Source organism: Streptomyces sp. AC550_RSS872 (assembly GCF_019049285.1).
Taxonomy (GTDB): domain Bacteria; phylum Actinomycetota; class Actinomycetes; order Streptomycetales; family Streptomycetaceae; genus Streptomyces.
The window spans coordinates 129516-154931 of the sequence record NZ_JAGMUL010000021.1 but is presented as its reverse complement, the minus strand read 5'-3'; the positions used below and the strand labels follow the sequence as shown (position 1 = coordinate 154931).

General features: G+C 69.1%; 21 protein-coding genes and 1 pseudogene. 8 read left to right on the top strand and 14 right to left on the bottom strand.

The genetic code is table 11. From position 1 onward, the window contains the following. Positions 1–530 precede the first annotated feature (530 nt). Entirely contained in the window at positions 531–2798 is a 2268-nt protein-coding gene (locus tag KUM44_RS10310) for an MMPL family transporter (protein WP_217207494.1), read from the top strand. 143 nt (positions 2799–2941) lie between these two features. On the opposite strand, the gene KUM44_RS10305 is transcribed toward KUM44_RS10310, so the two are convergent. Both KUM44_RS10305 and KUM44_RS10300 read right to left on the bottom strand, forming a co-directional pair. After that, the gene (locus KUM44_RS10305; protein ID WP_217207493.1) at positions 2942–3316 is read right to left on the bottom strand and encodes a GntR family transcriptional regulator; all 375 of its coding nucleotides are present in this window, start codon (positions 3314–3316) and stop codon (positions 2942–2944) included. After that, positions 3313–4086, bottom strand: a complete 774-nt coding sequence (locus KUM44_RS10300) for a hypothetical protein (RefSeq protein WP_217207492.1) — start codon at positions 4084–4086, stop codon at positions 3313–3315. The genes KUM44_RS10305 and KUM44_RS10300 overlap by 4 nt, the downstream gene beginning before the upstream one ends. Positions 4087–4499: 413 nt before the next feature. Between KUM44_RS10300 and KUM44_RS10295 the strand changes: the two genes are divergently transcribed. Then, positions 4500–4847, top strand: a complete 348-nt coding sequence (locus KUM44_RS10295) for a hypothetical protein (RefSeq protein ID WP_217207491.1) — start codon at positions 4500–4502, stop codon at positions 4845–4847. 21 nt (positions 4848–4868) lie between these two features. Beyond that, positions 4869–5138 (top strand): CAP domain-containing protein, encoded by a 270-nt coding sequence (locus KUM44_RS47535; RefSeq protein WP_374202026.1) that lies wholly within the window; start codon positions 4869–4871, stop codon positions 5136–5138. A gap of 86 nt (positions 5139–5224) precedes the next feature. Here KUM44_RS47535 and KUM44_RS10290 read toward each other — a convergent pair whose 3' ends face one another. The 4 genes from KUM44_RS10290 to KUM44_RS10275 form a co-directional block, all read right to left on the bottom strand. Beyond that, positions 5225–5749, bottom strand: a complete 525-nt coding sequence (locus tag KUM44_RS10290) for a hypothetical protein (protein WP_217207490.1) — start codon at positions 5747–5749, stop codon at positions 5225–5227. Positions 5750–5852: 103 nt separating this feature from the next. Next, the gene (locus tag KUM44_RS10285; protein WP_217207527.1) at positions 5853–6242 is read right to left on the bottom strand and encodes a PPOX class F420-dependent oxidoreductase; all 390 of its coding nucleotides are present in this window, start codon (positions 6240–6242) and stop codon (positions 5853–5855) included. A 104-nt stretch (positions 6243–6346) separates the two neighbouring features. Then, a complete protein-coding gene (locus KUM44_RS10280; protein ID WP_308402561.1) occupies positions 6347–7699 on the bottom strand; it encodes an aldehyde dehydrogenase family protein in 1353 nt (450 codons plus the stop codon). A 79-nt stretch (positions 7700–7778) separates the two neighbouring features. Next, on the bottom strand, positions 7779–9317 hold the full coding sequence (locus tag KUM44_RS10275; RefSeq protein WP_308402560.1) for an MFS transporter: 1539 nt from the start codon (positions 9315–9317) through the stop codon (positions 7779–7781). 191 nt (positions 9318–9508) lie between these two features. On the opposite strand from KUM44_RS10275, the gene KUM44_RS10270 reads away from it, so the two are divergent. Then, complete coding sequence (locus KUM44_RS10270) at positions 9509–9895, top strand: MarR family winged helix-turn-helix transcriptional regulator (protein ID WP_184843651.1); 387 nt, start codon at positions 9509–9511, stop codon at positions 9893–9895. Between the two features lie 818 nt (positions 9896–10713). Here the strand turns inward: KUM44_RS10270 and KUM44_RS10265 are convergent. Then, on the bottom strand, positions 10714–10878 hold the full coding sequence (locus KUM44_RS10265; protein ID WP_217207487.1) for a hypothetical protein: 165 nt from the start codon (positions 10876–10878) through the stop codon (positions 10714–10716). Between the two features lie 239 nt (positions 10879–11117). Here KUM44_RS10265 and KUM44_RS10260 point away from each other — a divergent pair, with 239 nt between their 5' ends. Further along, the gene (locus KUM44_RS10260) at positions 11118–11714 is read left to right on the top strand and encodes a class I SAM-dependent methyltransferase (protein WP_254389312.1); all 597 of its coding nucleotides are present in this window, start codon (positions 11118–11120) and stop codon (positions 11712–11714) included. A gap of 287 nt (positions 11715–12001) precedes the next feature. On the opposite strand, the pseudogene KUM44_RS10255 reads toward KUM44_RS10260, so the two are convergent. Next, a pseudogene (locus KUM44_RS10255) lies at positions 12002–12743 on the bottom strand (cobalt-precorrin-6A reductase). A gap of 401 nt (positions 12744–13144) precedes the next feature. Between KUM44_RS10255 and KUM44_RS10250 the strand changes: the two are divergent. Then, the gene (locus KUM44_RS10250) at positions 13145–14461 is read left to right on the top strand and encodes an LPXTG cell wall anchor domain-containing protein (RefSeq protein ID WP_217207486.1); all 1317 of its coding nucleotides are present in this window, start codon (positions 13145–13147) and stop codon (positions 14459–14461) included. An 87-nt stretch (positions 14462–14548) separates the two neighbouring features. Here KUM44_RS10250 and KUM44_RS10245 read toward each other — a convergent pair whose 3' ends face one another. The 5 genes from KUM44_RS10245 to KUM44_RS10225 form a co-directional block, all read right to left on the bottom strand. After that, positions 14549–16132: a sigma-70 family RNA polymerase sigma factor gene (locus KUM44_RS10245; RefSeq protein WP_217207485.1), complete on the bottom strand. Its 1584-nt coding sequence runs from the start codon at positions 16130–16132 to the stop codon at positions 14549–14551. 444 nt (positions 16133–16576) lie between these two features. After that, positions 16577–17272, bottom strand: coding sequence for a type 1 glutamine amidotransferase domain-containing protein (locus tag KUM44_RS10240; protein WP_217207484.1), 696 nt, complete (start codon positions 17270–17272; stop codon positions 16577–16579). A gap of 71 nt (positions 17273–17343) precedes the next feature. Next, positions 17344–18042 carry a type 1 glutamine amidotransferase domain-containing protein gene (locus tag KUM44_RS10235; protein ID WP_217207483.1) on the bottom strand — a complete coding sequence of 233 codons (699 nt, stop codon included), beginning with the start codon at positions 18040–18042 and terminating at the stop codon, positions 17344–17346. Next, positions 18039–18500, bottom strand: coding sequence for a DUF4345 domain-containing protein (locus tag KUM44_RS10230; protein WP_217207482.1), 462 nt, complete (start codon positions 18498–18500; stop codon positions 18039–18041). Before KUM44_RS10230 ends, KUM44_RS10235 begins: the two co-directional genes overlap by 4 nt. Positions 18501–18543: 43 nt before the next feature. Continuing rightward, on the bottom strand, positions 18544–19305 hold the full coding sequence (locus KUM44_RS10225; RefSeq protein WP_217207481.1) for an SDR family NAD(P)-dependent oxidoreductase: 762 nt from the start codon (positions 19303–19305) through the stop codon (positions 18544–18546). 123 nt (positions 19306–19428) lie between these two features. On the opposite strand from KUM44_RS10225, the gene KUM44_RS10220 reads away from it, so the two are divergent. Both KUM44_RS10220 and KUM44_RS10215 read left to right on the top strand, forming a co-directional pair. After that, a complete protein-coding gene (locus KUM44_RS10220; protein ID WP_308402559.1) occupies positions 19429–20037 on the top strand; it encodes a TetR/AcrR family transcriptional regulator in 609 nt (202 codons plus the stop codon). Positions 20038–21998: 1961 nt separating this feature from the next. Further along, positions 21999–23537, top strand: coding sequence for a ricin-type beta-trefoil lectin domain protein (locus tag KUM44_RS10215; protein ID WP_217207480.1), 1539 nt, complete (start codon positions 21999–22001; stop codon positions 23535–23537). 219 nt (positions 23538–23756) lie between these two features. On the opposite strand, the gene KUM44_RS10210 is transcribed toward KUM44_RS10215, so the two are convergent. Further along, positions 23757–25280 (bottom strand): long-chain fatty acid--CoA ligase, encoded by a 1524-nt coding sequence (locus KUM44_RS10210; RefSeq protein ID WP_217207479.1) that lies wholly within the window; start codon positions 25278–25280, stop codon positions 23757–23759. Positions 25281–25416: the final 136 nt, after the last annotated feature.

The following is a 25416-nucleotide window of genomic DNA, read 5'->3' as shown; positions in this document are numbered from 1 at the left end:
GTGGCGCGAGGATCCCAGGGAGACTATGGTCAGATAGTAGAACGACCGGTCTTTCTGTAGGGACGGTCCCCTGGGCTGTCCGGGCGGATCCACCTCCAGCTGTAGGACTCTCGCGAAGCGCCGGTGCACGTCGAACAGGGATGAAGAACTTCCATGACACCAATCCGCTCCAGGGCAGACTTACCCGTCGTCGTGGTGGCAGGTCTCGCACGAGCCTCCGTCGAAGCCGGCTGCCTGATCGGATCGGCCTGATCACCTCAGACAGAGTCTCGTGGGCTGCGCGCCTCCCTCTGCGATCGCCGCCCGCACGCTGATCGACGAACAGCCGCCGACGCAGGACTTCCTCCCTACGCATATCGACGCCGTGGTCCTCCCCGGACCCTTGGCTCAACCACCGCCTGACAAGGCCCGCACTCAGCCCTGACGTGACCGCCCACGTCGTAGGGCCGATCAACCCTGCCTCCCCGCCGGGCTGATCACCCCTGCCCCGAAGAACCCACGACCCACGACATGACCGGGAGTACGCCCTCGTGGCCACGTTTCTCTACAGGCTCGGCCGACTCGCCTTCAGGCGACGGCATTTCGTCGCCCTCATATGGGTGGCACTGCTGACGCTCGCGGGCTTCGCCGCGGCCAGCGCCCCCGCGGCGAGCAACACGTCCTTCTCCGTCCCCGGCACCGAGGCCCAGAAGGCCTTCGACCTGCTGGAACAGCGCTTCCCCGGTATGAGCGCCGACGGCGGCAACGCCCGCGTCGTCTTCAAGGCACCCGCCGGCGAGAAGATGACGGACGCCGCCAACAGGGACGCCGCGCAGAAGACCGTCGAAGAGTTGGGCGAAGGCTCCGAGGTCGCCTCCGTCGCCGATCCGTACAAGGCCGACGCCGTCAGCAAGGACGGCACGATCGCCTACGCGTCGGTCAAGTACAAGGTCCCCGGCATGGAACTGCAGGACGGCACCCGGGAAGCCCTGGAGGATGCCGCGCAGGACGCGCGGGACGCCGGGCTGACCGTGGAGGTGGGCGGAGACGCACTCCAGGCGCAGCCGGAGACAGGCGCCGGCGAGATCATCGGTATCGCGGTCGCCGCTGTGGTCCTGGTCATCACCTTCGGCTCACTGCTCGCGGCCGGCCTGCCACTGCTGACGGCGCTCATCGGCGTCGGCATCGGTGTCTCGGCGATCACCGCCCTCGCCAGCGCCCTCGACCTGGGCTCGACGACGTCGACGCTGGCCTCGATGATCGGCTTGGCGGTCGGCATCGACTACGCCCTGTTCGTCCTCTCCCGCTATCGGACCGAACTGGCCGAGGGCCGCGAGCGGGAGGAGGCGGCCGGCCGGGCCGTCGGCACCGCGGGCTCGGCGGTGGTGTTCGCCGGCCTCACGGTCGTGATCGCGCTGGTGGGCCTGTCCGTCGTCAACATGCCGATGCTGACGAAGATGGGTCTCGCGGCCGCGGGCACGGTCGCCATCGCGGTCCTCATCGCACTGACGATGATCCCCGCGCTGCTCGGTTACGCGGGTCGGAGGGTCAAGCCGGCGGGCGAGAAGAGCAGGTTCCTGGGCGGCGCCCGGGCCGCGAGGAAGGCCGCTTCGGCCAAGGTCAAGCCCAACATGGGCACGCGCTGGGCGAGGTTCGTCGTGCGCCGTCCGATCGCCGTACTGCTCCTCGGCATCGTCGGCCTCGGCGCCGCCGCCATCCCCGCCACCTCCATGGATCTGGGCATCGGGGACGACAGCTCGCTGCCGACCTCGACGACGCAGCGCCGGGCGTACGACCTGTTGTCCGACGGCTTTGGCCCGGGCTTCAACGGCCCCCTGGTGGTCGTCGTCGACGCGAAGGCGAGCGACGACCCGGACGCGGCCTTCAAGCAGGTCGGAGATGACATCAAGGGCCTCGAGAACGTCGCGACCGTGACGCCGGCCGCCCCCAACAAGGCGGGCGACACGGCCACGATCACGGTGATCCCGGACTCCGAGCCGTCGGCGGTCACCACCGAGGACCTGGTGTACGCGATCCGGGACGCGGGTACGGACATCAAGGCCGACACGGACGCGGACGTGCTGGTCACCGGTACCACAGCCATGAACATCGACGTCGCGCAGAAGCTGAACGACGCGCTGATGCCGTACCTGGCCCTGGTCGTGGGCCTGGCGTTCCTGCTGCTGATCGTGGTCTTCCGCTCGATCCTCGTCCCGCTGAAGGCAGCCCTCGGCTTCCTGCTGAGCGTGATGGCGGCCCTCGGTGCCGTGGTCGCGGTCTTCCAGTGGGGCTGGATGGCCGACCTCGTGGGCGTCGACGAGACCCGCCCCATCGTGGCGATCATGCCGATCTTCCTGATCGGTGTGGTCTTCGGCCTCGCGATGGACTACGAGGTGTTCCTCGTGACCCGGATGCGAGAGGCGTACATCCACGGCGAGAAGCCGAGCCAGGCCGTGGTGACCGGCTTCAACCACGGGGCACGGGTCGTGACGGCCGCGGCGGTGATCATGATCGCGGTGTTCGCGGGATTCGTCGGCTCCAGCGAGGCGATGGTCAAGATGATCGGCTTCGGACTGGCGATCGCGGTCTTCTTCGACGCGTTCATCGTGCGGATGGCGATCGTCCCGGCCGTCCTGGCCCTGCTCGGCAAGAAGGCGTGGTGGCTGCCCAAGTGGCTGGACCGGGTGCTGCCGAACGTGGATGTCGAGGGGGAGGGGCTGCGGACGCAGGGTGACCGGACCCATGCGTCGGGCTCGCCCGGCTCGGGCGATGCGAAGGGTGCGGGTTCGGATGAGGGGCACGGACTGGTGAAGGTCTGAGCGCTCAGACCTCGGAGGCCCCCGGTCTGACGGTGTGCGGCGAGCACATCATCGGACCGGGGGCGCTGTCGGTAGGCGGATGGCTTCTCCGGCTGGAGAGGATCGGGCTGGTGGTGTCGCCACGGGTGCGGGGCCGGCCATCGTCAGTCAAGGGCCTCGCGGATGGCGGTCAGGATGGCCTCGGTGTCGGCGCCCAGCGCGCGGGCAGCTGAGGTGAAGTCACGCGCCAGCGTGGCGAGTTGGCCCGGATCGGGGCGGGTTGGTTCGGACGGGGGTGTCGCGACCCGGGTGCCTGCCCCACGGCGGGTGCGGATCAGCTTCGCGGCTTCCAGCTCACGGTAGGCGCGGGCCACGGTGCTCGGTGCCAGACCGAGGTCGGTGGCGAGCTGACGTACCGTCGGCAGACGCGCGTCCTCGGTCAGTCGGCCGGTGACGATCAGGGCGGCGAGCTGGGCGCGGATCTGGTCGTACGGCGGCACCGGGCTGGTGGTGTCGACGCGGACGGCGAATGCGGTCATCGTCGGGCAGCCCGGGGCGCCACCACGGCGAACAGGGACCATGCCAGGGTGATCAGGGACAGCAGGCCCAGGAGGTAGATCGCCAAGGATGAGATGCCCATCATGTCGGCGCAGTTACTGCCCATCAGATCCGTGTGGATCGTCAGAACGACGAGCGACAGCTGGGTCGAGACCAGCACCCCCCAGGCTGCGATGATGGCCGAGGACTGGTTGTGGCGCTGCTGGTCGTCGCCCGCACGGCGGGCGACACGGCGCAGGGCCCAGGCGCAGGCGACCGTGCCGATGGCGAGAGAGCCGAGGATCTGGCGGCCGTCGAGAATGCCGGGCCAGAGGATGACGGGTGGTTCGGTCCCGTCACAGCCGTCACCCCTGGCCCCGATCGCCCGGTGCATGGCGTCTTGGGTGCCCAAGGCGTCCCCCGCACCCACCACCGCGACAAGGATGACCGCCTGGAGGAGAAGCAAGAGAGTGATCCGGGGCGGCACGTGGTCTCGGATCCGGCGTGGGGTCAGACTGGCGGTGCGTACCGCCTCCCGAGGGAGGGGGGTGAGGGCGTCGCCGAGCAGGACGCCGCCCACCGCGCACAGGCCGAAAGCGGTCGCGAAGCTCACCAGGGGCACGCCGGCATCGGAGGCACTGAGCGGGTAGTTGGTGATGTCTACGGTGGCCCATAGCGGTGCGGCCACGACGCCGACAGCCAGACCGGCCCAGCGGGCGTAGCGGTCGGCGTGGGCGCGGGGGCGGGATTCGGGCTGGTGGGTGTCGAGCATGTGAAGACCCCAGTGGGTGGGTGCGGCTGCGCGGCCTGTATCGGTGGCAGCGGACGCCGCCTGCCGCAGGGCCGACTTGTATCGAGCAGTAAGTACAAGATGCCTGTGGCGGTATCTTGTGTCAACAGCTCGATACAAGTTGGGTGAGTGGCCATGCCCAGCAGTTCACAGCACGGCTCGGGTAGCGTCCGGTCCGCTGCTTCAAGCCCGGGGATCAGGTTCGCGGCGCGTTGGATCAGGGCAGCCCCGCCGAGCTGGCCCAGCACAGCGGGGAGGCCGACCCGGGTGCCGGCGGCCGGTACCCCGCCGTCGGGGCGGACACCATCGTCCTTGGCGCGGCGGGGAGCGGTAATCCGCCCGGGCGCCCGAGCCTGCGCATACAACGCCGCATACCGAAGCGGCATCGTGCCGCCGTGGCCGCCGCAGTCACACTGATCACCGCCGGAGGCACCGGCGCGGCCATGGCCATCCTGTCACCGGACACCAGGCACCAGCCGGTGCGGGCGTTCACCACCCTCGAGGGGAGCCCAAGTCCGCATCCGATCCTCGACGCCGTCGCCGACCGCATCCCCCACGAGGTCAGCCACAGTCGAGTCCACGGCCTCGCCGTCGTCCCCGCCGGCTACCAGTGCGCCGCCGACCGGTGTGAAACCCACGAGGCAAACGACGCCGCCCACGCGTGCCGTAGCCCTGAAACCGACCATCCAGACGACTCCGACCGCGCCGTCACTGACCTCCCAGCTGATCGCCTTGCTCAATGAACGTCGCCGTGCGCTGGGACTATCCGACGTCAAGGAGAGTGCCCAACAGGCGCCGCCCAGGCGTGTGCGGACAAGAACGCCGCCCGGCAGCCCGGCCCCAGCGAGCACTGCGGGTACGAAGTCCTCTACTGGTCCCCCAGCACCTCCGCCACACCGGAGGAGATGATGGAGACCTGGTTCAACAGCCCCGGGCACAAGGCAGCCCTCACCCACCCCACTTCGCGCTACGCCGGCGCCGGAAGTGCCGTGGGCCCGAGCGGACTCATCTCCGCTCTCAACATCGACTACTAGGCGAACTGGCCCCGCGCTGGGGCGTGATGTGGACGCCGGTCCACGGCGAGGCCGCCCGTTCCGCGTGGCGGGCCGCCGGCGGAAGCTCAGGCGGCGTGGCCCAGCACCACTGGGCCGCCGGTTGCCGCGGTGCGGGGCGAGGTCGCGTGCACGGGACGGGCGGTGCGGACGGTGGCCGCGACCCGTGAGTGGCCCCGCGCGAAGACGACGAGGCGCAGCACCGCGAACCGCGCGATTCCGGCGAGTGCGGAGGCGGACAGGTAGACGACCTGCTCGAGCACCACACCGGGTGCCGCCACCAGTTGTTGCAAGACAAGCATCGCCACGGAGGTCACCGCATAGGCGGCCGCCGCGGACCCGGCCGACTGCGCGTGCTGGCGCCGGGTCGCGCGCCCGCCTGCGCCGAACGTGAAGCGGGCATGCAACTCGGTGGCGAAGAGCGTGGAAACCACGGTGATCAGAGCGTTGGCGAGGCCCCAGTACATCCAGGAGGCGAGGGCCGCCACGGCGAAGCTGGAGGCGAGCCCCACCCCGCCGCCGAAGAGTACGAAGCGTGCGAAGGCGGTGAAGGTGCTGGGTGCCGCCTGCTGCTGACTCTCCGCTGTCTCCATGATCCGCCCCCCTTGATCGCTCGCTCTTGTGTGCCGTGACCGTCTGATGGCATTCACCGAGGCCGTCCGACAAGACGCCCCCGATACGGAAGTTGACGGTGCGTCATCCCGTAACGGGAGTGAGCCGCACGCGGATGCCCAGCGTGCTGTCCGCGCCCCGCAGCCGACTCTGGAGGATCATGAGGCGGCCGAGGATGCCGTACTTGCGGGCGATGAGTTTGCGGTAGCGGGCGCCGGTCGCCTCGTCGGTGATCTCGGCGGTGGCCGGGACCTGCTCGCCGGTCGGGTTGCCGCTGAGGTCGCAGGGGCCGACGAGGATGTCGCCGCGGGCCCGGATCCGCTTGACCTTCCAGGAATCGGCGGGGGTCCGCACGCCCAGCGTGTCGCCGTCGCGGACCACCCACACCGGGGTCGCGACCGGGGTGCCGTTCTTGCGGTAGCTGGTGATGAGTATGTACTTGCCGGCGCCGAGCTGCTCCAGCGTGTCGTCCATGATGCGTTCGTGCTCCTTGCTCTTGCGGCTGTTGCGGCGATTGCGTTCGGGGGCGTCGGCCACGTGGGCGGGGTACTGCATGGGGTGCCTTCTTCCGGGATGGCTCAGCTCAGCGGGACGTCGAGGACGGCCTTGCGGTGGCTGAAGGTCTCGATGGAGTAGCGGCCGTGGTAGTTGCCCATGCCGCTTTCGCCGATGCCGCCGAAGGGGAGGGACGGCACGGCGAGGTGGTGCATCGGCAGGCCGAAGTTGAGGCCGCCCGAGGAGGTCTCGGCGGTGAGGCGGCGCTTGGTGGTGTTGTTCTCGGTGAAGGCGTACAGGGCGAGCGGCTTGTCGCGCTCGTTGATGAACGTGATCGCCTCGTCCAGGTCCGCCACGGTCAGGATCGGCAGGATGGGGCCGAAGATCTCCTCCTGCATCACGGGCTCGTCGGGCCGGACATCGGCCAGCACGGTCGGGGCGATGTATGTGTCCGCGCGGTCGGTCTGCCCGCCGGTGACCGTACGGCCGGAGGCCAGCAGCGCGGACAGCCGGTCGAAGTGCCGCTCGTTGATGACCCGTCCGTAGGAGTCGGACGTCTGCGGGTCCTCACCGAACAGCCCCTTGAGCGCGACCACCAGGGCGGCCTGAAGTTCGGTCGCGGTGTCCGGGTCGGTCAGGACGTAGTCGGGGGCGACGCAGGTCTGTCCGGCGTTGGCGAACTTCGTCTGCGCCAGGCGCTGCGCGACCGTGGTGATGTCGGCGTCCCGGTCCACGAACACCGGTGACTTGCCGCCGAGTTCGAGGGCGACGGGGGTGAGGTTCTTCGCGGCGGCGGTCATCACGATGCGGCCGACCGTGCCGTTGCCGGTGTAGAAGATGTGGTCGAAGTGCTGCTCCAGCAGTGCGGTGGTCTCCGGGGCGCCGCCCTCGACGACCGCGATCGCGTCGGTGTCGAGATACGCGGGCAGCAGCTCGGCCAGCAGCGCCGAGGTGTGGGCGGCGTAGTCGGCGGGCTTGATGACGACCGCGTTCCCGGCGGCGAGCGCGCCCGCGACGGGTACGAGCAGCAGATTGACCGGGTAGTTCCACGCCGAGATGACCAGGGCGACGCCCAGGGGGTCGAAGACGGTGCGGGCGGTGCTGCCAGGGACTCCGGGCACCGTCACGGGGGCGGGCTGCGGGGCCGTCCACTCCTCCAGGTGCTCCAGGTAGTCCTCGATCTCGACGATCGTGGTGTTGATCTCCATGGCGTCGGCCTCGGCGCGGTTCTTGCGCAGGTCGGCGTAGAGGGCGTCGGCTATCGCCGCGCGGTTGTCGGTGAGGAGGTCGCGCAGGCGGGTCAGCTGCTGCCGACGCCAGGCCAGGGGCTTGGTGCGGCCGGTGCGGAAGGTGGCGCGCAGCCGGTCCACCAGCGCGGTGGCTTCGGCGGCGGTGAAGGTGTCGTCGAGGGTGAAGGCTGCCTTGGTGTCAGTCACAGTCGTGTCCTGTTCGGTGAGGGGGATAGCCGGTGGGCATCCGGGGGGAAGGAGAGTCGCGGCCGTGCAGGTGGCGCGGTCAGGCAGTGACGGCCGTGCGGGCCGGCGTGGTCTCGGCATCGCTCGACGTGGGGGGAGCGGTCTCGTCATCGCTCGACGCGGCGACTGTGTCGGTGGCGGGCGAGGGGGACCTGCGGCGGGTCGCCAGGCCGACCATGGCCACGCCGATGACCAGCAGGAACGCCATGCCGGCGAGGGCGAAGCTGAGGGTGTACTGGCTCTCGGCGGGCAGCGCGGGGACGCCGGCGGGCAGGTTGTCGAGCGTGTTGGAGGCGAGCAGCGAGGTGATGACCGCGCTGCCGATCGCACTGCCGGTGGAGCGGGAGATGGAGTTGATGCCGTTGGCGATGCCGGTCTGGCGGTGCGGAACGCCAGCCACGATCAGGGCGGGCATCGCCGCGTAGCCGAAGCTGATGGCGACGCCGACGACCATGCCGGCCAGGATCACCGAGGCGGTGGTGTCGTGGGCGAGGGTCAGCCAGGCGAAACCGATGACGCCGAAGGCGGCGCCGACGGCGAGGGTGAGACGCGCGCCGATACGGCGAACCAGCATGCCTCCGAACTGGGCGGCGACGAGCGAGACGAGGGCGGAGGGCAGCAGGTAGACGACGGAGGCGCGCAGGACCGAGGCGCCGAAGCCGTAGCCGGCGATGTCAGAGGGCGTCTGGACGAGGTAGGAGACGCCGATGAACTGGGCGAACATGGCGAATCCGACGAGCAGTCCGGCGAGGTTGGTGAACAGCACCGGGCGGTGGACGAACATCTTCATGTCGACCAGGGGGTCGCGGACCCTGCGTTCGACGAGGACCCAGATGACGGTCATGACGGCGGCGCCGGCGAAGAGTGCGAGCGTGCGGGCCGAGGTCCAGCCCCAGGTGTGGCCCTGCGAGATGGGCAGCAGGAGCAGGACGAGCACCAGGGCCAGGCCGGCGGCGCCGAGCCAGTCGGTACGCCCGCCGGTCAGCGTGCGAGGCGCGGGGACCGCGACCGCAACCGCGACGAGGGCGGCGGTGGCCAGTGCGGCGGCCAGCCAGAAGACCTGGTGGTAGTCGGGGTTGGCACCCTGGCTCAGCAGGCCGGCGCTCACCAGGGCGAGGCCGCTGCCGAACCCGAGCGTTCCGCTGACCAGGGCCATGGCGCCGGGCAGCCGCGCGGGCGCGACCTCTGCGCGCAGCACGGACAGCGCCAGCGGGAAGATCGCGGTGGCGGCGCCTTGCATCACGCGGGCCACGATGAGCCACAGCATCGAACTCGTGGTCGCGGCGAGCACGGATCCGGCGACCATTACCACCAGCACGCCGAGCAGGGTCGGCTTCGTGCCGTGCTGGTCACCGAGGCGGCCCAGCAGCGGCGTGAAGACCGCGGCCGACAGCAGCGTGGCGGTGGTGACCCAGCTGACCTGCGCCGTGGTGGCGCCGAGGTCGTTCTGGATGATGCCGAGGATCGGGATGACCAGGGTCTGCATCATCGACACGACCATGGCGGCGAGGCCCAGCACCAGGACGAGGCTGAGGCTGCCGGTGCGGCGCTCCGGCGCGGTGGCAAGGGAGGACTTCACGGTCTTCTTTCCGGTGGAAGGTTGCGGTTGCCCGAAGGGCGAGAGCATCTATGGTCGAGGAGTCAAACCATTGAGGTACTCGATGCTTGAGGACATCAAACAATACGACGCCGGTAGATGTCAAAGGTTGAGGTACTCAAGCTTTGGGGTACCCTCGACGCATGCCACCCACCCCGTCCAAGGCGCAGCTCATGGAGCTGCTCGCTCATTCGGTCAGTACGCACTACGCCGACTTCACGACCGCCGCCGCCGATACGGGCCTTACGTCCAGCCAGGCAAAGACCCTCACGGTGCTGCGCCGCGCGCCCGCCTCGATGCGCTCGCTCGCGCACACCCTCGCCTGTGACGCATCGAACATGACCGGGATCATCGACCGACTCGAAAAACGCGATCTGGTCCGCCGCGAGGTCAGCGCCACCGACCGCCGCGTGAAGAATGTTGCCCTCACCGAGGCGGGGCAGAAGCTGATCGACACGATCCGCGAGCGGATGGAACAGACGCAGACCGGCCTGGACCAACTGTCCGACGAGGAGCGCGCCGAACTCTTCCGCCTCCTGACGGTCGTCTTCCCGCACTGATGTGCGCCGGTGTCGTTCTGTCGGGCAATCGAGCGGTGGCTGACGGCTCGACCGTGGCCCAAGAACCCACCCGTCCGGCAGGCTGCGGCCCAGCCTCTCGGCGCGGACCCTCGCGCAACTCGCCGACCGAACGAAGTCCCATGACTGGCAAGGTCCGGGCTGGACCGGCTTCGGCAGAGTGCAGTCGTACAGCTGGTCCGCCCAGGGCTCGCCCGCCTCGTGGAAGCCGTCCTTGAGCGCGACCAACTCCTTGGTGCCGTCCGTGCGTACGCCGACAAAGACGAGTACGCGGACTGGGCCCCTTCCGGGCGGACGTTGATGTGGATGCCGCCGGCCCGCACACGCGCAGTCGACCTCTGCGAGGTCGCGGTCAAGAAGGCGGCGCGGTCGGCGTGTCACTGCTGGTCAGATGGGTGACTGTGGCCGGATGCAGCCCGGCCGAACCGCCAAGGAACCGCTCCAGCGCGGGTGCAAAGTGTGCGGCATCAAGGGCCTTCTGTGTCCGTGGTGGATGAGCGAGGGACCCCTCAATCGAGTCGACGAGTGGCGCGAGGGCCCCGTGGGAGCTATTGTCGGCGGGGTAGAACGACCGGTCTTTCTGTGAGGTGGCCCCTCGGGGCCGTCTAGGCGGGTCCGCCCTCAGCTGGAGGACTCCCCGGGGCCCCGGTGCACGTCGAACAGGGATGACAAGTTCCATGAAACGAATCCGCTCGAGGGCCGAGGTGGCCTCCGCCGGTGAGCTTCTTGTCGCTGAAGAGGGTGCGGATCCCTCCGATAGGAGCCATCAGGCCGCGCACCGCCTGGAGAGCGTCTGGGCACTAGGCGGCCGCGTACATGTACGGCGATGCGCGAAAGCCGCGCTCGCGCGCGTGTCCGGGGATCCTCTCGAAGATCAGCTCAATCGCCTCCGGGGGCGGGTGCCCGGCGGTCAGCTGTTTGGCCACCTCCCAGTAGCGCGTGTCCCTGGTCAGCACACCGGCCACGGCCAGGTCGTCCGAGAAGGCGAAGTGCCGTAGAAGGTGCCGCGTCCTCCACGGCCGACGTCGCCCTCCCAGTCCTTCCGCCCTCAACAGAACCGGCCGCTGCGCCACCGACGGGACTCACAGCACATTGCCCGTTCACGCCGACACGATCGACCCACGCACTCCCCGACAAGGGCACCGACATGACCACCAGCACCACGCACCACGCAGCCTGGCACTGCCCACTCTGCAGGCGGCCCTTGCCGGAGCCGAACGACTACACCCTGTTCCTGCGGCAGTGGTTGCGCGCACCGGCCCGTATGGGGGCAATCGCCCCCAGCTCGCGGCACTTGGCCGAGGCGGTCTGCGCGCCGGTGCCCGAACGCGGCGAGCCCGTCGTGGTGGAACTGGGTGCCGGCACCGGACCGTTCACCGCCGAGATCCAGCGCCGGCTGGGCGGCCGCGGCCGCCACCTGGCCGTCGAGATCGATCCACTCCTCGCCCAGCGCCTGCGTCACCGCCACCCGGGAGCGGAGGTGATCCAGCGCGACGCCGTGCACCTGCGCCACCTGTTGGATGAGCGCGGCATCGAGAAGGCCGACGTGGTGGTCAGCGGCCTGCCCTGGGCCCTCTTTCCCTCCGCCACCCAACACCAGCTCATGGACGCGACAGCCGCAGTGCTCGCCCCGGCGGGTGCCTTCACCGCGTTCACCTACCTCCACGCCGTTCCCCTCACCCCCGCCCGTCGATTCCGCGAACTGATGACCAACCGCTTCGAGGAAGTCGTCCCGAGCCGCACCATATGGCGCAACACACCCCCGGCCTTCGTCCTCCACGCCCGCAGACCCCGCCCATGACCCATCCTTCCGTCGTGGTCGGCACCCCCGCAGGCCACTTTCGCGGTGCTCGCACATGAGGGCCTGGCCGCTGCCGAGGCGGCCAGGACCGGGCCGGGCTGCTGGTCGCCGTGGTCGGCGACCCCGGAATCCCGGTCACGGAGTTGACGCACGACGTCGGCGTACTGCCGCCGACCAACTTGCTCGCCGGCGTCCTCGGGAGCGGTGGCCGACTCGGCATGGTCGGGCCGCCTACCCGATGCCGTTCCAGGAGCAGTTGACGTCGGTCCACCTGAAATCCACGTGCCTCATGTCAGGTTGAGGCCGAGCCGGGCGAGGACGCCCGCCACGTCGGGCACCGGTGCCACGCCGTCCGGCAGGGACGGCCGTCGTACCACCGCGACGGGCAGCGCGAGTTCGCGCGCGGCCATGAGCTTGGCCACGGTCGCCTCTGCCCCGCCGTCCTTTGTCACCAGTACGTCGACACAGTGCTCGCGCAGCAGCGCGAACTCGTCGGCCGCGGGGAACGGGCCTCGCGCGGGCAGCACTCCGGTGTGCGGGGGCATCGGCGGCTCGGACAACGCCATGGACCGAACGATGAAGTGACGGTCTCTCAGATGGGCGAAGGCGGCCAGGCTCGTCCGGCACCCGTGGTCAGGAACACCCGGCTGCCGCACCGCGGCAGCAGGTCCGCCGCCGCGTGCAGGGAGTCGACCAGGTGCCGGCGGTCCCCGGGGCCTGGCCGCCAGCCCGGGCGGCGCAGCACCACCGCCGGAACCCCGGTGGCCGCCGGGGCCCGCGCCGCGTTGACGGTGGTCGTCTCGGCGAACGGGTGTGTGGCGTCGACCAGGGCGTCCACGTGCTGCTCACGCAGCCTTCGGGCCAGCCCCTCGGCCGCGCCGAAGCCCCCGACGCGTACGCCCCGGCAAGTGCCCCGCGCCACACGCCCCGCGAGAGACGTGGTGACCCGGGCGCCGGGGCGCGCCGCGAGCGAGGCGGCCGGTTCGCGCGCCTCGGCGGTGCCCCGAGGGTCAGGACATGGGGGGGCATAGCGACGAGCGTACGAGATCCCGGACGGCTGACCGCACGCCGGGGCAGACAGGACAGCACGTGAGGTAGCGCTCCTCCCGGCACGGCCGCGAGAGCAGCAGACGGCGAAATCCGGGAGTGCAACGACAGGGCGAACCACCGGTGGGCCTTGCGGCAGGGTCCACCGGGAGAGCCCTGGCCCGGGATCGAGGGATCCGGGGCCAGACCCATGGAAGTTCCGCTACTCGCACCCCCGTATAACGAGTGGATAACGCGCCAGGACGGTAGAAGGCGGCTGCGCTCCTCAACGGGTGACAGATCCTTTGGGGCGCTCGTGCGATGAGCGTCGCTCGGGAGCCCCGTGCAAGTTCGGAGTTCGCTCGCACCTCGCGAGCCGCTCAACCACCGGAAGGACCCCTCCCATGCGTGTGCCTCGCGGCGCCTTGCTCATGTCCGCCGCCTGCATGTCCGTCGCATTGGCTGCGACGGCACCGTCCACCGCCGCTGCCGCGGACGGCCCCGCCCCGCGGCGGATCCAGATTGCGCTGATCAACTTCAGCGACAGCTCCTTTGCTGACCCCGCGAAGGCCAGGAGCAACGCGCAGAACAGCTACTTCGGCAAGACCCGGTCCCTGAACTCGTACTACAACGAGGTGACCCGGCAAGCCACCACGTTCAAGCCGGCCGCGGGGGGTGAGGGCGGAGTGATCGGCCCGATCAATCTCGACCTGTCGGCCGCCGGCTGTGACAAGGCCTCGATCTATGGGATGACGAGGCAGGCGCTGGAGGAACAGGGCTTGACGTGGGTGGACGACTTTGATCACCTGTCGCTGGTCTTCCCCGGCGAGAAGGCGGGCTGTGGCTGGGCGGGACTCGGCTCTCTGAGCGGCGGCGTGAGCTGGCTTCCGAGCGGCGACGGCACAGTCGACCAGACGGTGCTATCCCACGAGTTCGGCCACAACCTCGGCTACGGCCACCAGATGCGGATCCGCTGCGAGGACTCGGACCTGGCGAGCTGCCAGGACACGCCGGATAACAGCTTCAAGACCCCCATGGGGGGAGGCGGCGTGGGGGTGGGCCTGACCGCGCCCGAGCTGATTCACTCAAAGTTCCTGTCGGACAGGGAAGCCGTGAAGGTCACCAAGTCCAGTACGTACAGGATGCGTTCTCTGCATGGACCGGGTGACGGCGTGCGCGCGCTGATCGTTCCGGCCGGGCAGGACAGCCTGATCGTGGAGGTGCGCGACGGCGCGTCCGGCAAGCTCGACGATCGCCTCACGGGCGTGCACGCCTACCGCGTGAGGAACGGCGACTTCGGCAGGGACGCCGACCTGATCGACACCACGCCTGGCGACGATGACACTCTCAAGGCCGGCACGGTCTTCACCGACAAGGCACACAAGGTGGAGATCAAGGTGGAGCAGTCCGGTGAAGGTGCGGCGACGGTGGCAGTCAGCCTCAATGGCGTGCCGAGCCCCGCGAAGACCGATGACGAGTCCGGCAACGGCGCGGCACCGCAGACCGGCAGCAGTGAGCCGGTCGCTTCCCCGCGCGAGGACGGTGCGGAAGGCACGGGCGGTGCCGGCGGCCAGAATGGCGCCAATCTCGCCGAGACCGGCGCCGACACCACCAACTACCTGCCCATGGCGGCGGGCGCCGCCGCGCTGTTCGCGGTCGGCGGTGCGTTCCTGCTGAAGTCCCGCCGCAAGCGGGCGGCCATGGCCCGCCACGCACGCTGACTCCGGCTTCCTGAACCGGTTCTGGGCACCTCTCGCGGGCGGGAGGTGCCCAGAAACCTCACACGTCCCCACGAGGAGTGGCCCTCGTCAGCCGCTGAAGGCGTCTCCTGTGTAACGGAACCGGAGGGAGTCGGTGTCGTAGTAGTTCGCCGTCGTGCCGATGGCAGGCGAGTGAGGCCCGTCGGCCTTGTTCCACTCATCGATGCCCAGGAAGTACGTGGTGTTCCCCTTCTGAGCGAAGTTGACGGTGCCGGAAGCCCGGAAGAAGTAGGTCCACCGGGCCGTGACCGCGGTGGAGTCGCACGCGCGCTCCTGGCGGACCGGGGCGCCGTCCGTCGACGCGCCACTGTGGGTGAGACACATGCCGGTCGCGTGGTTCCGGATACGGGCCTCCTGCGCGGCACGGTCGACGAGCAACTCCCACTGCTGCGTACGGCTGCCGTCGCACGTGGCCTCGTACGGCTCGGCGCCCTCGGCCGTGGAGATGTCCATGCAGCGGCCGGTGGACACGATCGGCAGCTGGGCGCGGTCGTCGGCGACGGGCTGCCAAGCGGGAGGAGTCGACTTCTCGGAGGCGCTTGCGGACGGTGTACGGGAGGGGGGCTTCGGGTCGTGGCGTTCGCTCTGGGTGGGGGCGGGGGGAGATGAGGAGGGCGAGGGTCGCGTAGCCGCCGGGGTGGGCCGCGGCGACGGCGGGTCGTCACCGTCGGGCAAAGCCGCGTAGCCGCCGATCGACAAGGCGAGGAGGGCGGCTCCGATGCCGGCGACCTTGACGGTCGTGGTGGCCCCTGTGGTGGCCGCGGTCGTCCCGGCCGCGGACCCCGTGCCGCCGGAGCCGGCGACCGCGGCCGCTCCCACGACCTTCGTGCCGTATGAAGCACCTACCCACAGCAGAACGCCCGCCGGGAGCACGGCCTTGAGCGAGTTGTTCAGCTCCCACAGTTGGTGGTTCGCACGGCGACACCGGCGGCATCCCGAGAGATGGCGCTTGAGACCTGAGTGCGCGCCGTGCCGCCCGCCGTGGCGGACCGAGGCGGCCAACAGGCCCGTGAAGTGCCGGCAGTCGTCGGACATCGTCGGGTCCGCCGCGTACTCGGTCAGGTAAGCCTGCCGCAGCCCCTCACGCGCCCGGGCGGTGAGGGACGCGACGCCGCTCGGACTGATGCCGAGCAGTGGCGCGATCCGCTTCGCTGGTTCTTCTTCCACAGCCGAGTGCCACAGCGCGGTCTGCCAGCGCTCGGGAAGACTGCGGAACGCGCGCTGCACCAGACCGGCGTCCTCCCGCAGCAACGCCTGTTCCTCACCGCTCGGCACTTCGGAGAGCCAGGTCTCGAAGTCGGGGGACAGCTCGATCCGGTCGGCGGTGGCGGCCCACGACGCGGCCGTGTGGCGGACCGTGGTCAGCAGATACGGCCGCCAGGCCCCCTCGGGACCGGCACCTTGGCGCACGGCGCGCAGCGCGCGGGCGAACGCCTCCGAGGCCAGGTCTTCCGCCGTGTGCGTATCTCGTGTGCAGGTGCGGGCATAGGCGATGACCGAACTGCGGTGCCGCCGGTAGAGCTCGTCAAGCGCGGCGTCGGCGGCGTCCGGGGGGCCGTTGCGTATGAAGGCGGTCAGGTGGGCGTCGCTGGCGGCTGCCGGAGCGGAAGCTACGGAGGTGCGGTCGCGCATGATGATCATCCTGAGGGGCGGCAGACAGGAAGGCTTGTCGAAGGCGACGAGCGGTCAGCGGGCACGCTGTCCCGGGGTGTTATGAAGCCGTGATCTGGCGGGGACGTGACTCACAGCAGGCCGCAAGACATCGCGCCGTTCCTTGAGCCGAGCACACGCACGGAGAGTCGGACGCGCGGCATCGTCGGCTGCCTGTTCGCATCCGGTGCGGTTTTCCTCACTGGGCCGTTCAGTCGGATGTCCTTCAACGGCGACACCCTCCGGGAGCACGGGTGGGGCGTGATCGCCGTCCGGATGTGCGCTGGTCCATTCACAAGGCACGTCCAGGGCACGTAAGCCTGGGAAGCGCGGGACCGGAACTTCAGCCATCGGCTGCATGAGGCGGGGAATCAGCGGCCTGCGTACGGAGGCGGGTACGGGAGCAGGTGCGGGTGCTCTGCTACGTCATGTCAGCTTCTTGAGCATCTCGGCTGCTGCCGGTCCGGCCGAGGCGGGGTTCTGCCCGGTGACCAGGTTGCGGTCGACGACCACGTTCGGGGCCCACGGTTCGCCCTCCTGGTAGTCGGCGCCGATCTCGACCAGGCGGTCCTGGAGCAGCCACTTGGCGCCGGCCGCAAGGCCGCCCTGGATCTCCTCGGCGTTACTGAAACCGGTGAGCCGGTAGCCGGCGAAGGCGTTGTTGCCGTCGGCCTTGGTGGCGGCCAGCAGCGCGGCCGGGGCGTGGCAGACCACGCCGAGCGGTCTGCCCGAGGCGAGGACGTCGATGAGTAGTTTGCCTGAGACTGCGTCGACGGCCAGGTCCTCCATCGGGCCGTGGCCACCGGGGTAGAACACGGCGGCGTAGTCGTCGAGGTCGACGTCCTCCAGCTTGACGGGGTGCTGGATCTCGCTGATCGAGGCGAGGGCGTCCGCCACCTTCCTCGCGCCCTCCTTGCCGCCGTTGAACTGCGGCGCCAGGCTTCCTCGGTCCAAGGGCGGCACGACACCGCCGGGCGTGGCGACGACAATCTCGTGGCCGACGGCTGTGAAGGCCTGGTACGGGGTCACGGCCTCCTCAGCCCAGAAGCCGGTCGGGTGCTTGCTGCCGTCCGCCAGTGTCCAGTGGTCGGCGCCGGTCATCACGAAAAGGATCTTCGACATAGTGCGGTCTCCTAGAGAGGTTTGATCCGGAGGCGCCCCGCGGATGCCGGCGCCCCAAGTCTCTTTGCTTGTTACTCGGTCTCGGCCAAGGCGCCGAGAATCCGGTCGCTGACGGCCTTGGTGGAGACCGGGTTCTGGCCTGTGATCAGGCGGCCGTCCCGCACGGCGTGCGGTGCCATCGGGATGGTGGAGCGCACGTACTTGGCCCCCTTGGAGCGCAGTTCGTCCTCCAGCAGGAACGGCACCCTCCCCTTCACCCCGGCCAGCCTTTCCTCGACGGTCGCGAAGCCGGTGACTGTGCGGTTCCGTACGAGCGGGTTCCCGTCGGCGTCGCGTAGGTTGATGAGGGCGCAGGCGCCATGGCAGACCGAGGAGACGATGTCGCCGTCGGCGTAGATGGCCTGGGCGGTTCGCTGCAGGTCGGCGCTGTCGGGGAAGTCCCACATGGTGCCGTGGCCGCCGGTGAAGAAGACCGCGGAGTAGTCGTCCGGATCTGCGTCGGCAATGGCAGCGGTGGACTTCAGGGAGGCCATGAAGGCCGGGTCGTCGAGATACCCGCGAACCGTCCGGTCGACGAAAAACCGGCCCAGGCTTCGAGGGTCCAGCGGCACCTCGCCGCCCGCCGGACTCACCACATCCACGGTGTGGCCGGCCTTCACCGCCTTGTCGTAAAAGTGGACGAGTTCAGCCAGCCACAGGCCGGTCCGGTGTTCGCTCGCCCCGTAGGTGGCCTGGTTGGTCACCACCGCCAGAATCTTTTTCCGTCTCACTTTTCCCACGTCTCCTTGCCTGCCAACGGCTCATTCAGGGCCGGCGCCGGCAGAACGGCAGCCGCCGCCACTCGTCTCGACCTGAGTGCGGTGCTGTGCGCCTGGACGATGACGGTCGAGAGGGTGAATTCCAGGAGGGCGGAGGCGAGGAAGACTCCCACCGGGCTGGGGATGCCGTTCTGGGCGAAGGACACCAGCCGGCCCACGCCTCCGAGGAAGATCGGGACTGCCAGGAAGTAGACGAGCACTCCCTGCCGGTGGATCGTTGCCGCCGCCCAGAAGAACAGGGGAGCCCAGCCGATGTAGACGCCCGCCATGAAGCGGTGCACGTTGTCCGCGTCCGCGGGGCTTCCCTGCGCCAACAGTTGCAGGCCGTCTCCGAGTGCGATGGCGGTGGCGAGCAGCAGGCAGACGCGGACGACGGTGTCGGCTGCCGCGACAGGAACGCGGGCCGCCATCACGACTCCTTGGGTGTCGGTGAGTTGGCCTCGGAATCGGTGGTCACGCCTGCTCGGTGGGGCGTACGAGAAGTTCGCCGACGGCCACGTGCCGGGGGCGGGTCACGATGTAGCCGACGGTGTCGGCGATGTCCTGGCTCTGGAGGCGCTCGATGTCACCCAGACCGGCGGCGAGTGCCTTCAGGACCGGTTCCGGGTTGTGGGTGCGCAGTTCGGTGTCGACGCTGCCCGGCTCGACGACGGATACGCGGACGTGCTGGCGTGCCAGCTCCTGGCGCAGCGATTCGCTGAAGGCGTTGACGCCGAACTTACTGGCGCCGTACACGGCCATCATGGGGTAGGCCACACGGCCGTTGAGCGAGCTGATGTTGACGATGTCGGCGACCTGGCGCGGCTCCTCGGCGGCGGCCTTGACCAGGTGAGGGACGGCCGCATGGGCGGTGTACATCAGGCCCATGAGGTTGACGTCGATCATGCGACGCCAGTCGTTCAGGTCCGCGCCGGGGGCGGGGCCGAGCAGCATGAGGCCGGCGTTGTTGACCAGGATGTCCAGGCGACCCAAGCCGTCGACGGTCCGCTCGACCGCTTCCGTGGCGGCCTCGGCGGTGGTGATGTCGGCGGGCACGACCAGGGCCTTTCCGCCGGCGTCCGTGATCTGCGCGGCGAGGCCGGTGAGCCGGTCCTCGCGCCGACCGACCAGGGCCACAGAGGCGCCCTGGCCGGCGAGCTCCAGGGCGGTGGCGTGGCCGATACCGCTGGAGGCTCCGGTGACGAGGGCGGCGGTTCCTTCGAGACGACGAGTCATGGTTCAAACCTTTCGATGAACGGCCACGCCGTTGCGGGCCGTAGGGGATAGGGAGTGACAGCCCTGGTGCGGCCGTCTGGGGGTGGGGGCCACTCAGAGCCGGGCCAGGGGCAGAATGGGGAAGTGAGTACTACTGGGCAGAAGACAACGAACGCCAAGCGTCAGGAGAGCACGATCGAGGGAGACCTGCCTCCTCGCGAACGTCTGGTCCGGGCGGCGTCGCGGCTGTTCTATTACGAGGGTGTGCGTGCGATCGGGGTGGAGCGGCTGATCGCCGAGGCCGGGGTGACGAAGGCGACCTTCTACCGGCACTTTGCCTCCAAGGACGACCTGGTTGTGGCCTATCTGCTGACCAAGGACGCCTACTACAAGGGGGTGGCCGAACCGTTGGCCGCCGCGCATCCGCCCGCGGAAGCGATCGACCTGATCTTCGAGGCGATCGCCGAGCACGCCCGCGAACGCGGCTTCCGCGGATCGCCGTTCATGAACGCCGCCGCGGAGTACCCGGACGCCGACCATCCGATCCGGGGCCTGGTGGCGTCCCACCGGGACTGGATCCGCGCCCTCTTCCAAGACCTGCTCACCCGGCTCGGCCACGCCGACCCGGAGTCGGCCGCCGGTGCGCTGCTGATGCTGTACGACGGCGCGATGGCGGCCGGCTATCTGGACGACTCGACGGCTGCCTACAAGACCCTCCTGGACGCGGTCCGGCTGATCCGGTCGGGAGGCTGACCCCGTCGGGGCGGCATCAAACAGCGACTCTGTGCACGGCCTCGGCCGGGCCGGGGCGCGGATTGGTTTCACGGAACTCTTGATCTCTCTTCGACGTGCACCGGCGACCTACTGGCATGTCTCCGCCTGGGGGCAGCCCGGCCAGGAAGTCCGAGCGACCGCCCCCACTAGGTAGGAAGACCGGTCGTTCTATCGTCTGACGATAGCTCCCTTGACGTCCGTGCGCCACTTATCGACCCGCTTGTGGGCTCCCTCACGAGTTCCTGCTGTCCCGAGTACCTCCTGCCCTCTGTGGCCGTCCGGAGTGTCCGAACGGTGCAGGGCGGCGAAACGAAGACCGTGCCCGGCGTAGCCGAGCCCGGTACGTTCGGTTTTATGTAGATTTTCTACAGGCGTTCTCAGTCGGATGACCAGGCGGGTGCGTTACGTATTCCGAGCCGGTTGAGCCCGTATCGACTTGCGCATTTCTGCAGGCAGTGGGGGATTTTCGGCCGAAGCGGGGGCAAGGATGCCGCCCGGAGCGTGTCCATTCACTGCCCGCGACTTCTCCTGTGGATCGGCAACGTTCCAGCGTGGCCGGTGCACAGCATCGAGGTCGGGTGCGCGCTGCGGCAGTCGGACGCCTCCTTGGCTCGCAGGGCTGAGTGCGGCTCTTGTCGAGGTTGTTGCCCGTGGGCCGGGTTCGCGGCGGGTTTGGAAGTGATCGGCGTTCCCGGATGGCTCCAACAGTGCTGCGTCCCGGAAACTTAGGAGCTCCACAGGACTTCTGCAATGGGTTAGAGGAAGGATCTTCCGAACTCTCGGAGCTGTGTGCGGATGTCGTGCCCGTGCGGCCCTCTCGCTCGACGGCCCTGCGACTCCGAGCGCTGACGGGGGATGGACCTGAATCAAACTCAGAGTCGTCGACACCTCGCGCAGTTGCTCGCTCGATGCGCAAGGCAGGTCGATTCACGCCATGGGAGCGTGCTCGTCACTCCCGGCCTGCGGAAATCCATCAACGACCGCTCGGGGAAAGCGATTTCTCCAGGTTACCGGTTTTCGTAAGGGTCATAAAAAGCGGTGCACGACTCTTGACGTTCGGTGAGTCGAACGGATCTCATGGGCGCGCCGTTTGGTCTCGTTTGCTTCTGATTGAACTTGTTCCCTCGTGGGCTGTCCCCAAGGCCCGCTGCCCTGCCCCAGGAGTCGTGATGCAACCTTCTTTCTCCGGTCCTTCCTCTCCCGGCCCCGACCGCCGCGCGCTGTTGCGGGGGCTGGGCGGGGCGGTGGCACTAAGCGCCGGCGTCCCGCTGCTGAGCCGCCTGCGGCGGCAGCGCTACGGCGAGTGACCCGAAGACCGTCATTCTCGGCTCCAGTCCCTGGTGACCGCGATCCCCACGCTGATCGTGTACTTCGTGCTCCAGTGGCAGTTCGTCAGCGGCCTGACGCTCGGCGGCCAACAAGGCCTGACTCAGCGGTTGTCAGAGGCCGGTCTGAGCCGTTCAGGACCGAACACACAAGTCTGCCGGAGGCAGGAGTTGTTCGCTGCGCGCTCCTGCCTCCGGTACCCACCACCGATCCACCCATCCGCGAGTGGCGGACGACTACGCCGAGAGGCAGCGGCGGCGCGCGTGGCGCCGTCCGAACAAGTCCATGAGATGGACCGCTTGGCAGGCGAAGCCTTGCTGGCTCGGCTCCTGGAGACGGCGGAGAAGGAGCCCGAGGCCGGGCTGATGAAGGACCTTCCGCAGTCTCTGCGACATTTGCGTGATCAGCCTGCCAAGTCGGACGCCGGCGTCTCCGCCACTTCACACTACGCGGGCACCACAGGCGAAGCCGACTCCAGCGGACTCAGCTTGACTCGACAGCTGCCACGGCTCGAACGAAGTCGCCCCTCGACCTCTGCGTCCGCCCGCGCCACCTCGATCGGCGGCCTGCACAGAGCCGTATGTACAGAGCCGCAAGCACAGAAGGGACACGACATGCTCAACTACCAGCGCACCCGACCCAGTCCTCACTCCACCGCACTCCCTCCCGCGGAGACCCGCTCCCTGCGCCGCGCGGCAGCTGGTCTGCTGGCCGGGCTGATCACGGTGTCGATCAGTACCCTGTCCGGCGCATCACCGGCCGCCGCAGAAGACCCCACGTTGGACGCCGGCCAGTTCCAAGGCGTGAACTGGGCCAGGGTGGGAGACAACTTCACCTACGGCGCCGTTGTCCCCGAGGGGCTGAACGAATCCGACAGTTACGAGACCGTCAAGGCCAAGGCCAACGCCATCCTCAGCGGGTTCCAGAGCATGCTCGGCGCCAACACCGTACGGCTGCCGATCAACAGCCACTCCGTCCCGGGCACGACGTGGGGCGACAGGTACGCCGGCGCCATCGATGCCGCGACAGCCAAGGGCTTCAAGGTCATCCTCTCCTACTGGGAAGGGGACGGCGAGGACAGGAACAACGACGGGAAACCGGACGGGCCAGGCTGGAACGGCAAGGTCGTTGACGCGGACGCGTTCAAGTCGATGTGGAAGGCCGTGGCGGGCAGGTACGCGTCCAACGGGCTGGTCTACTTCGAGCCGTTCAACGAGCCCCATGGACACAGTGCCACCGAGTGGGCGGACGTCGCCGCCAGGTGGATCGCCGACAGCCCATCGGTCCCCAGGAACCGGATCATCGTGAGCGGACCCGGCTACAACGACTACGTCACGAGCGTGTGCGCCGACTCCCGCCTCGACGGGACCTACCTCTCGCTCCACCACTACGCCTTCAATAAGCCGGCGAGGACCTACGGCGAGTGGGTCACCGACTTCAAGAGCAAGGTCGGCACCTGCGCCAAGCGCACCATCCTGGACGAGTTCGGCGCACCGATGGGCGGCGCAGGCGCGGACGCCGGCAAGGACTACAACGACGCCGACAGCACGGACAACTTCGTGCGGTACCTGCGCGCCGACACCGAAACCGTCCGCGAACTCGGCATGGGCGCGGTCTACTGGCCTGCCATCGGCGGCAAGTACCAGGAGTACCCCGACCACGACTACTACTCGCTCTTCGACCTCGAGGGCGGCGGTGCCAACCTGACGCTGGGCATCCGCAACATCAGCGGTATCGACGCCGTCAAGCGTGCCTGGGGTGCCGACCCCGGCTCACACACGAGCATCCTGCGCAACGCCGATGGCAACGGCTGCCTCGACGTCCCCTATGTCAGCCACGACAACGTCCAGGTCCAGGTCCACGACCAGTGCTCGGGCGGCGCCAACCAGCAGTGGACCCTGACGCCCTCCGGACAGCTCACCGTATATGGCGGCACGAAGTGCCTGGACGCCTACCGTGAAGGCGCGAGCAACGCCACCGAGGTCGGCACCTACGACTGCAACGGCCAGAACAACCAGAAGTGGATGTTCTACTCCGACGGCACGATCCGCTCAGTGAAGTCCGGTCTGTGCCTGGACAAGGACCTGGCCACCTCCAAGGCCCAGCTCTGGTCCTGCTGGGGCGGCGACAACCAGAAGTGGAAGACCAGCTAGCGGAAATCCCCACTGGGCACGCCCGCACGCCCGCAGGCCGGTCGCGGACGCCAAGAGATGCGACCGGCCTCCCTGGGGGCTCTCGCCGGCGAAGGAGAGTGGTGGCCCTCAACGGAGGACGAGGCCAGCGTCAGCAGGCACTTGGCCGAAAGAGCACAGCGGCCGAGGAACAGTAGTACTCGCTCCTGAAGGGGGCCGCTGAGTGCCTCGGAAGGTAGATCATCCCACCGGGTCGGTCAACGTGACAGAGCCCTTACGGGGCGCCGGCGCGGTGATCTCCCTTTTGAGGATCTTGCCGCTGGGGCCGGTCGGCAGCGTGTCCGCGAGCCACACCTGGCGGGGGTACTTGTATGCCGCCACGCGCTCCTTGACGAACTGCTGAAGCTCGGCGGGCGTTGCCTGGGCCTTCGGGCGCAGCACCACCGCGGCCGCGATCTCCTCGCCCAGATGCGTGTCGGGCACGCCCACCACCGCGGCCAGTGCGACGGCCGGGTGCTCGTGGAGTACCTCCTCGATCTCGCGCGGGTAGACGTTGTAGCCGCCGCGGATGATCATGTCCTTCTTACGGTCGACGATGTACAGGTAGCCATCCTCGTCCTGCCGCGCGAGGTCGCCGCTGCGCAGCCAGCCGTCCGGGATGGTGGCCGCCGTCTCCTCCGGGCGGTTCCAGTACCCCTTCATCACGTTCGGTCCGCGGACGGCCAGTTCGCCGATCCCGCCGGGGGTCACGTCCTGGCCCTTGTCGTCGAGGAGCCGCACCTCCACGTCCTTGATCGGGGTGCCGATGGACCCGGCCTTGCGCGGCCGGTCGGGGTGGTTGAACGTGACCACCGGACTGGTCTCGGACATGCCGAAGCCTTCCAGCACCACACAGCCGAAGCGACGCTCGAAGCCGTGCAGGACCTCCACCGGGAGCGAGGCTCCGCCGGAGACGCACATCCGCAGCGTGGACACGTTCGCTTCCGATGGGTGTTGGAGCAGTGCGGCGTACATGGTCGGTACGCCCTCGAAGATCGTCGCCCGGTCGCGGGCGATGGCGTCCAGTACGGTCTGCGGGTCGAAGCGGGGGATCAGGGTGAGCGAGGCACCGGCGCGGATGGTCACGCTCATCGTGCAGATCTGGCCGAAGATGTGAAACAGCGGCAGACAGCCCACGACCACGTCGTCCGCTGTCACCCGCTGCACATGGACCGCGTTGACCTCGGTGTTGTGCCGCAGTCCGGCGTGGGTGAGGGTGGCGCCCTTGGGGCGGCCGGTGGTGCCCGAGGTGTACAGCAGTACGGCCACGTCCTCGCCGTCCGGCTCCCTCACCTCCGGCAGCGGCTCGTGACCGGCCAGCAGGCCCGCGAAGGCCGCGGGCTCGACGGCCAAGTGCCGCACTTGGGCGGCGGCCGCGCCCTGCGCACCCTCGCCCGGCGCCTGGTGCCACTCGAAGAGCAGCACCGCGCCGGAGTCACGCAGGTGGTACTCGGTCTCCCGCGTCTTCAGCAGCGGGTTCATCGGTACGACGACCGCTCCGGCGCGCAGTACGCCGTAGTACAGGACGACGAACTCGGGAACGTTCGGCAGCATCAGAGCGACCCGGTCTCCCGGCCGTACGCCCTCGGCCCTCAGCAGCGCGGCGGCGCGGGCGCTGCGCTCCTCGAGCTCCGCGTAGCTGGTGACCTGGCCTCCAAGCCGCAGCGCGGGGCGTTCCGGCTGCCGCCGTGCCGTCTCCACCAGGAATTCCGCCAGATTGGCCATGACCGCCTCCACGAAAGTCGCCGTCGAAATCCGCTGTTCACGTTGACGACATCGTGCAGATGTCCGTGGCGACGGCCTATGTGCGGCATGACAGCGTCTGCTCTCCCGGATTGTTCCCGAGAACAAAGCAGGGGCG

Excerpts from the sequence above, each read along its gene's own strand:
- KUM44_RS10305 (WP_217207493.1), bottom strand. The coding sequence starts at position 3,316 with ATGACCGCATTCGCCGTCCGCGTCGACACCACCAGCCCGGTGCCGCCG.
- KUM44_RS10240 (WP_217207484.1), bottom strand. The coding sequence starts at position 17,272 with ATGTCGAAGATCCTTTTCGTGATGACCGGCGCCGACCACTGGACACTG.
- KUM44_RS10270 (WP_184843651.1), top strand. The coding sequence starts at position 9,509 with ATGGAGCTGCTCGCTCATTCGGTCAGTACGCACTACGCCGACTTCACG.
- KUM44_RS10215 (WP_217207480.1), top strand. The coding sequence starts at position 21,999 with ATGCTCAACTACCAGCGCACCCGACCCAGTCCTCACTCCACCGCACTC.
- KUM44_RS10245 (WP_217207485.1), bottom strand. The coding sequence starts at position 16,132 with ATGCGCGACCGCACCTCCGTAGCTTCCGCTCCGGCAGCCGCCAGCGAC.
- KUM44_RS10225 (WP_217207481.1), bottom strand. The coding sequence starts at position 19,305 with ATGACTCGTCGTCTCGAAGGAACCGCCGCCCTCGTCACCGGAGCCTCC.
- KUM44_RS10290 (WP_217207490.1), bottom strand. The coding sequence starts at position 5,749 with ATGGAGACAGCGGAGAGTCAGCAGCAGGCGGCACCCAGCACCTTCACC.
- KUM44_RS10250 (WP_217207486.1), top strand. The coding sequence starts at position 13,145 with ATGCGTGTGCCTCGCGGCGCCTTGCTCATGTCCGCCGCCTGCATGTCC.
- KUM44_RS10300 (WP_217207492.1), bottom strand. The coding sequence starts at position 4,086 with ATGCTCGACACCCACCAGCCCGAATCCCGCCCCCGCGCCCACGCCGAC.
- KUM44_RS10230 (WP_217207482.1), bottom strand. The coding sequence starts at position 18,500 with ATGGCGGCCCGCGTTCCTGTCGCGGCAGCCGACACCGTCGTCCGCGTC.
- KUM44_RS10285 (WP_217207527.1), bottom strand. The coding sequence starts at position 6,242 with ATGGACGACACGCTGGAGCAGCTCGGCGCCGGCAAGTACATACTCATC.
- KUM44_RS10210 (WP_217207479.1), bottom strand. The coding sequence starts at position 25,280 with ATGGCCAATCTGGCGGAATTCCTGGTGGAGACGGCACGGCGGCAGCCG.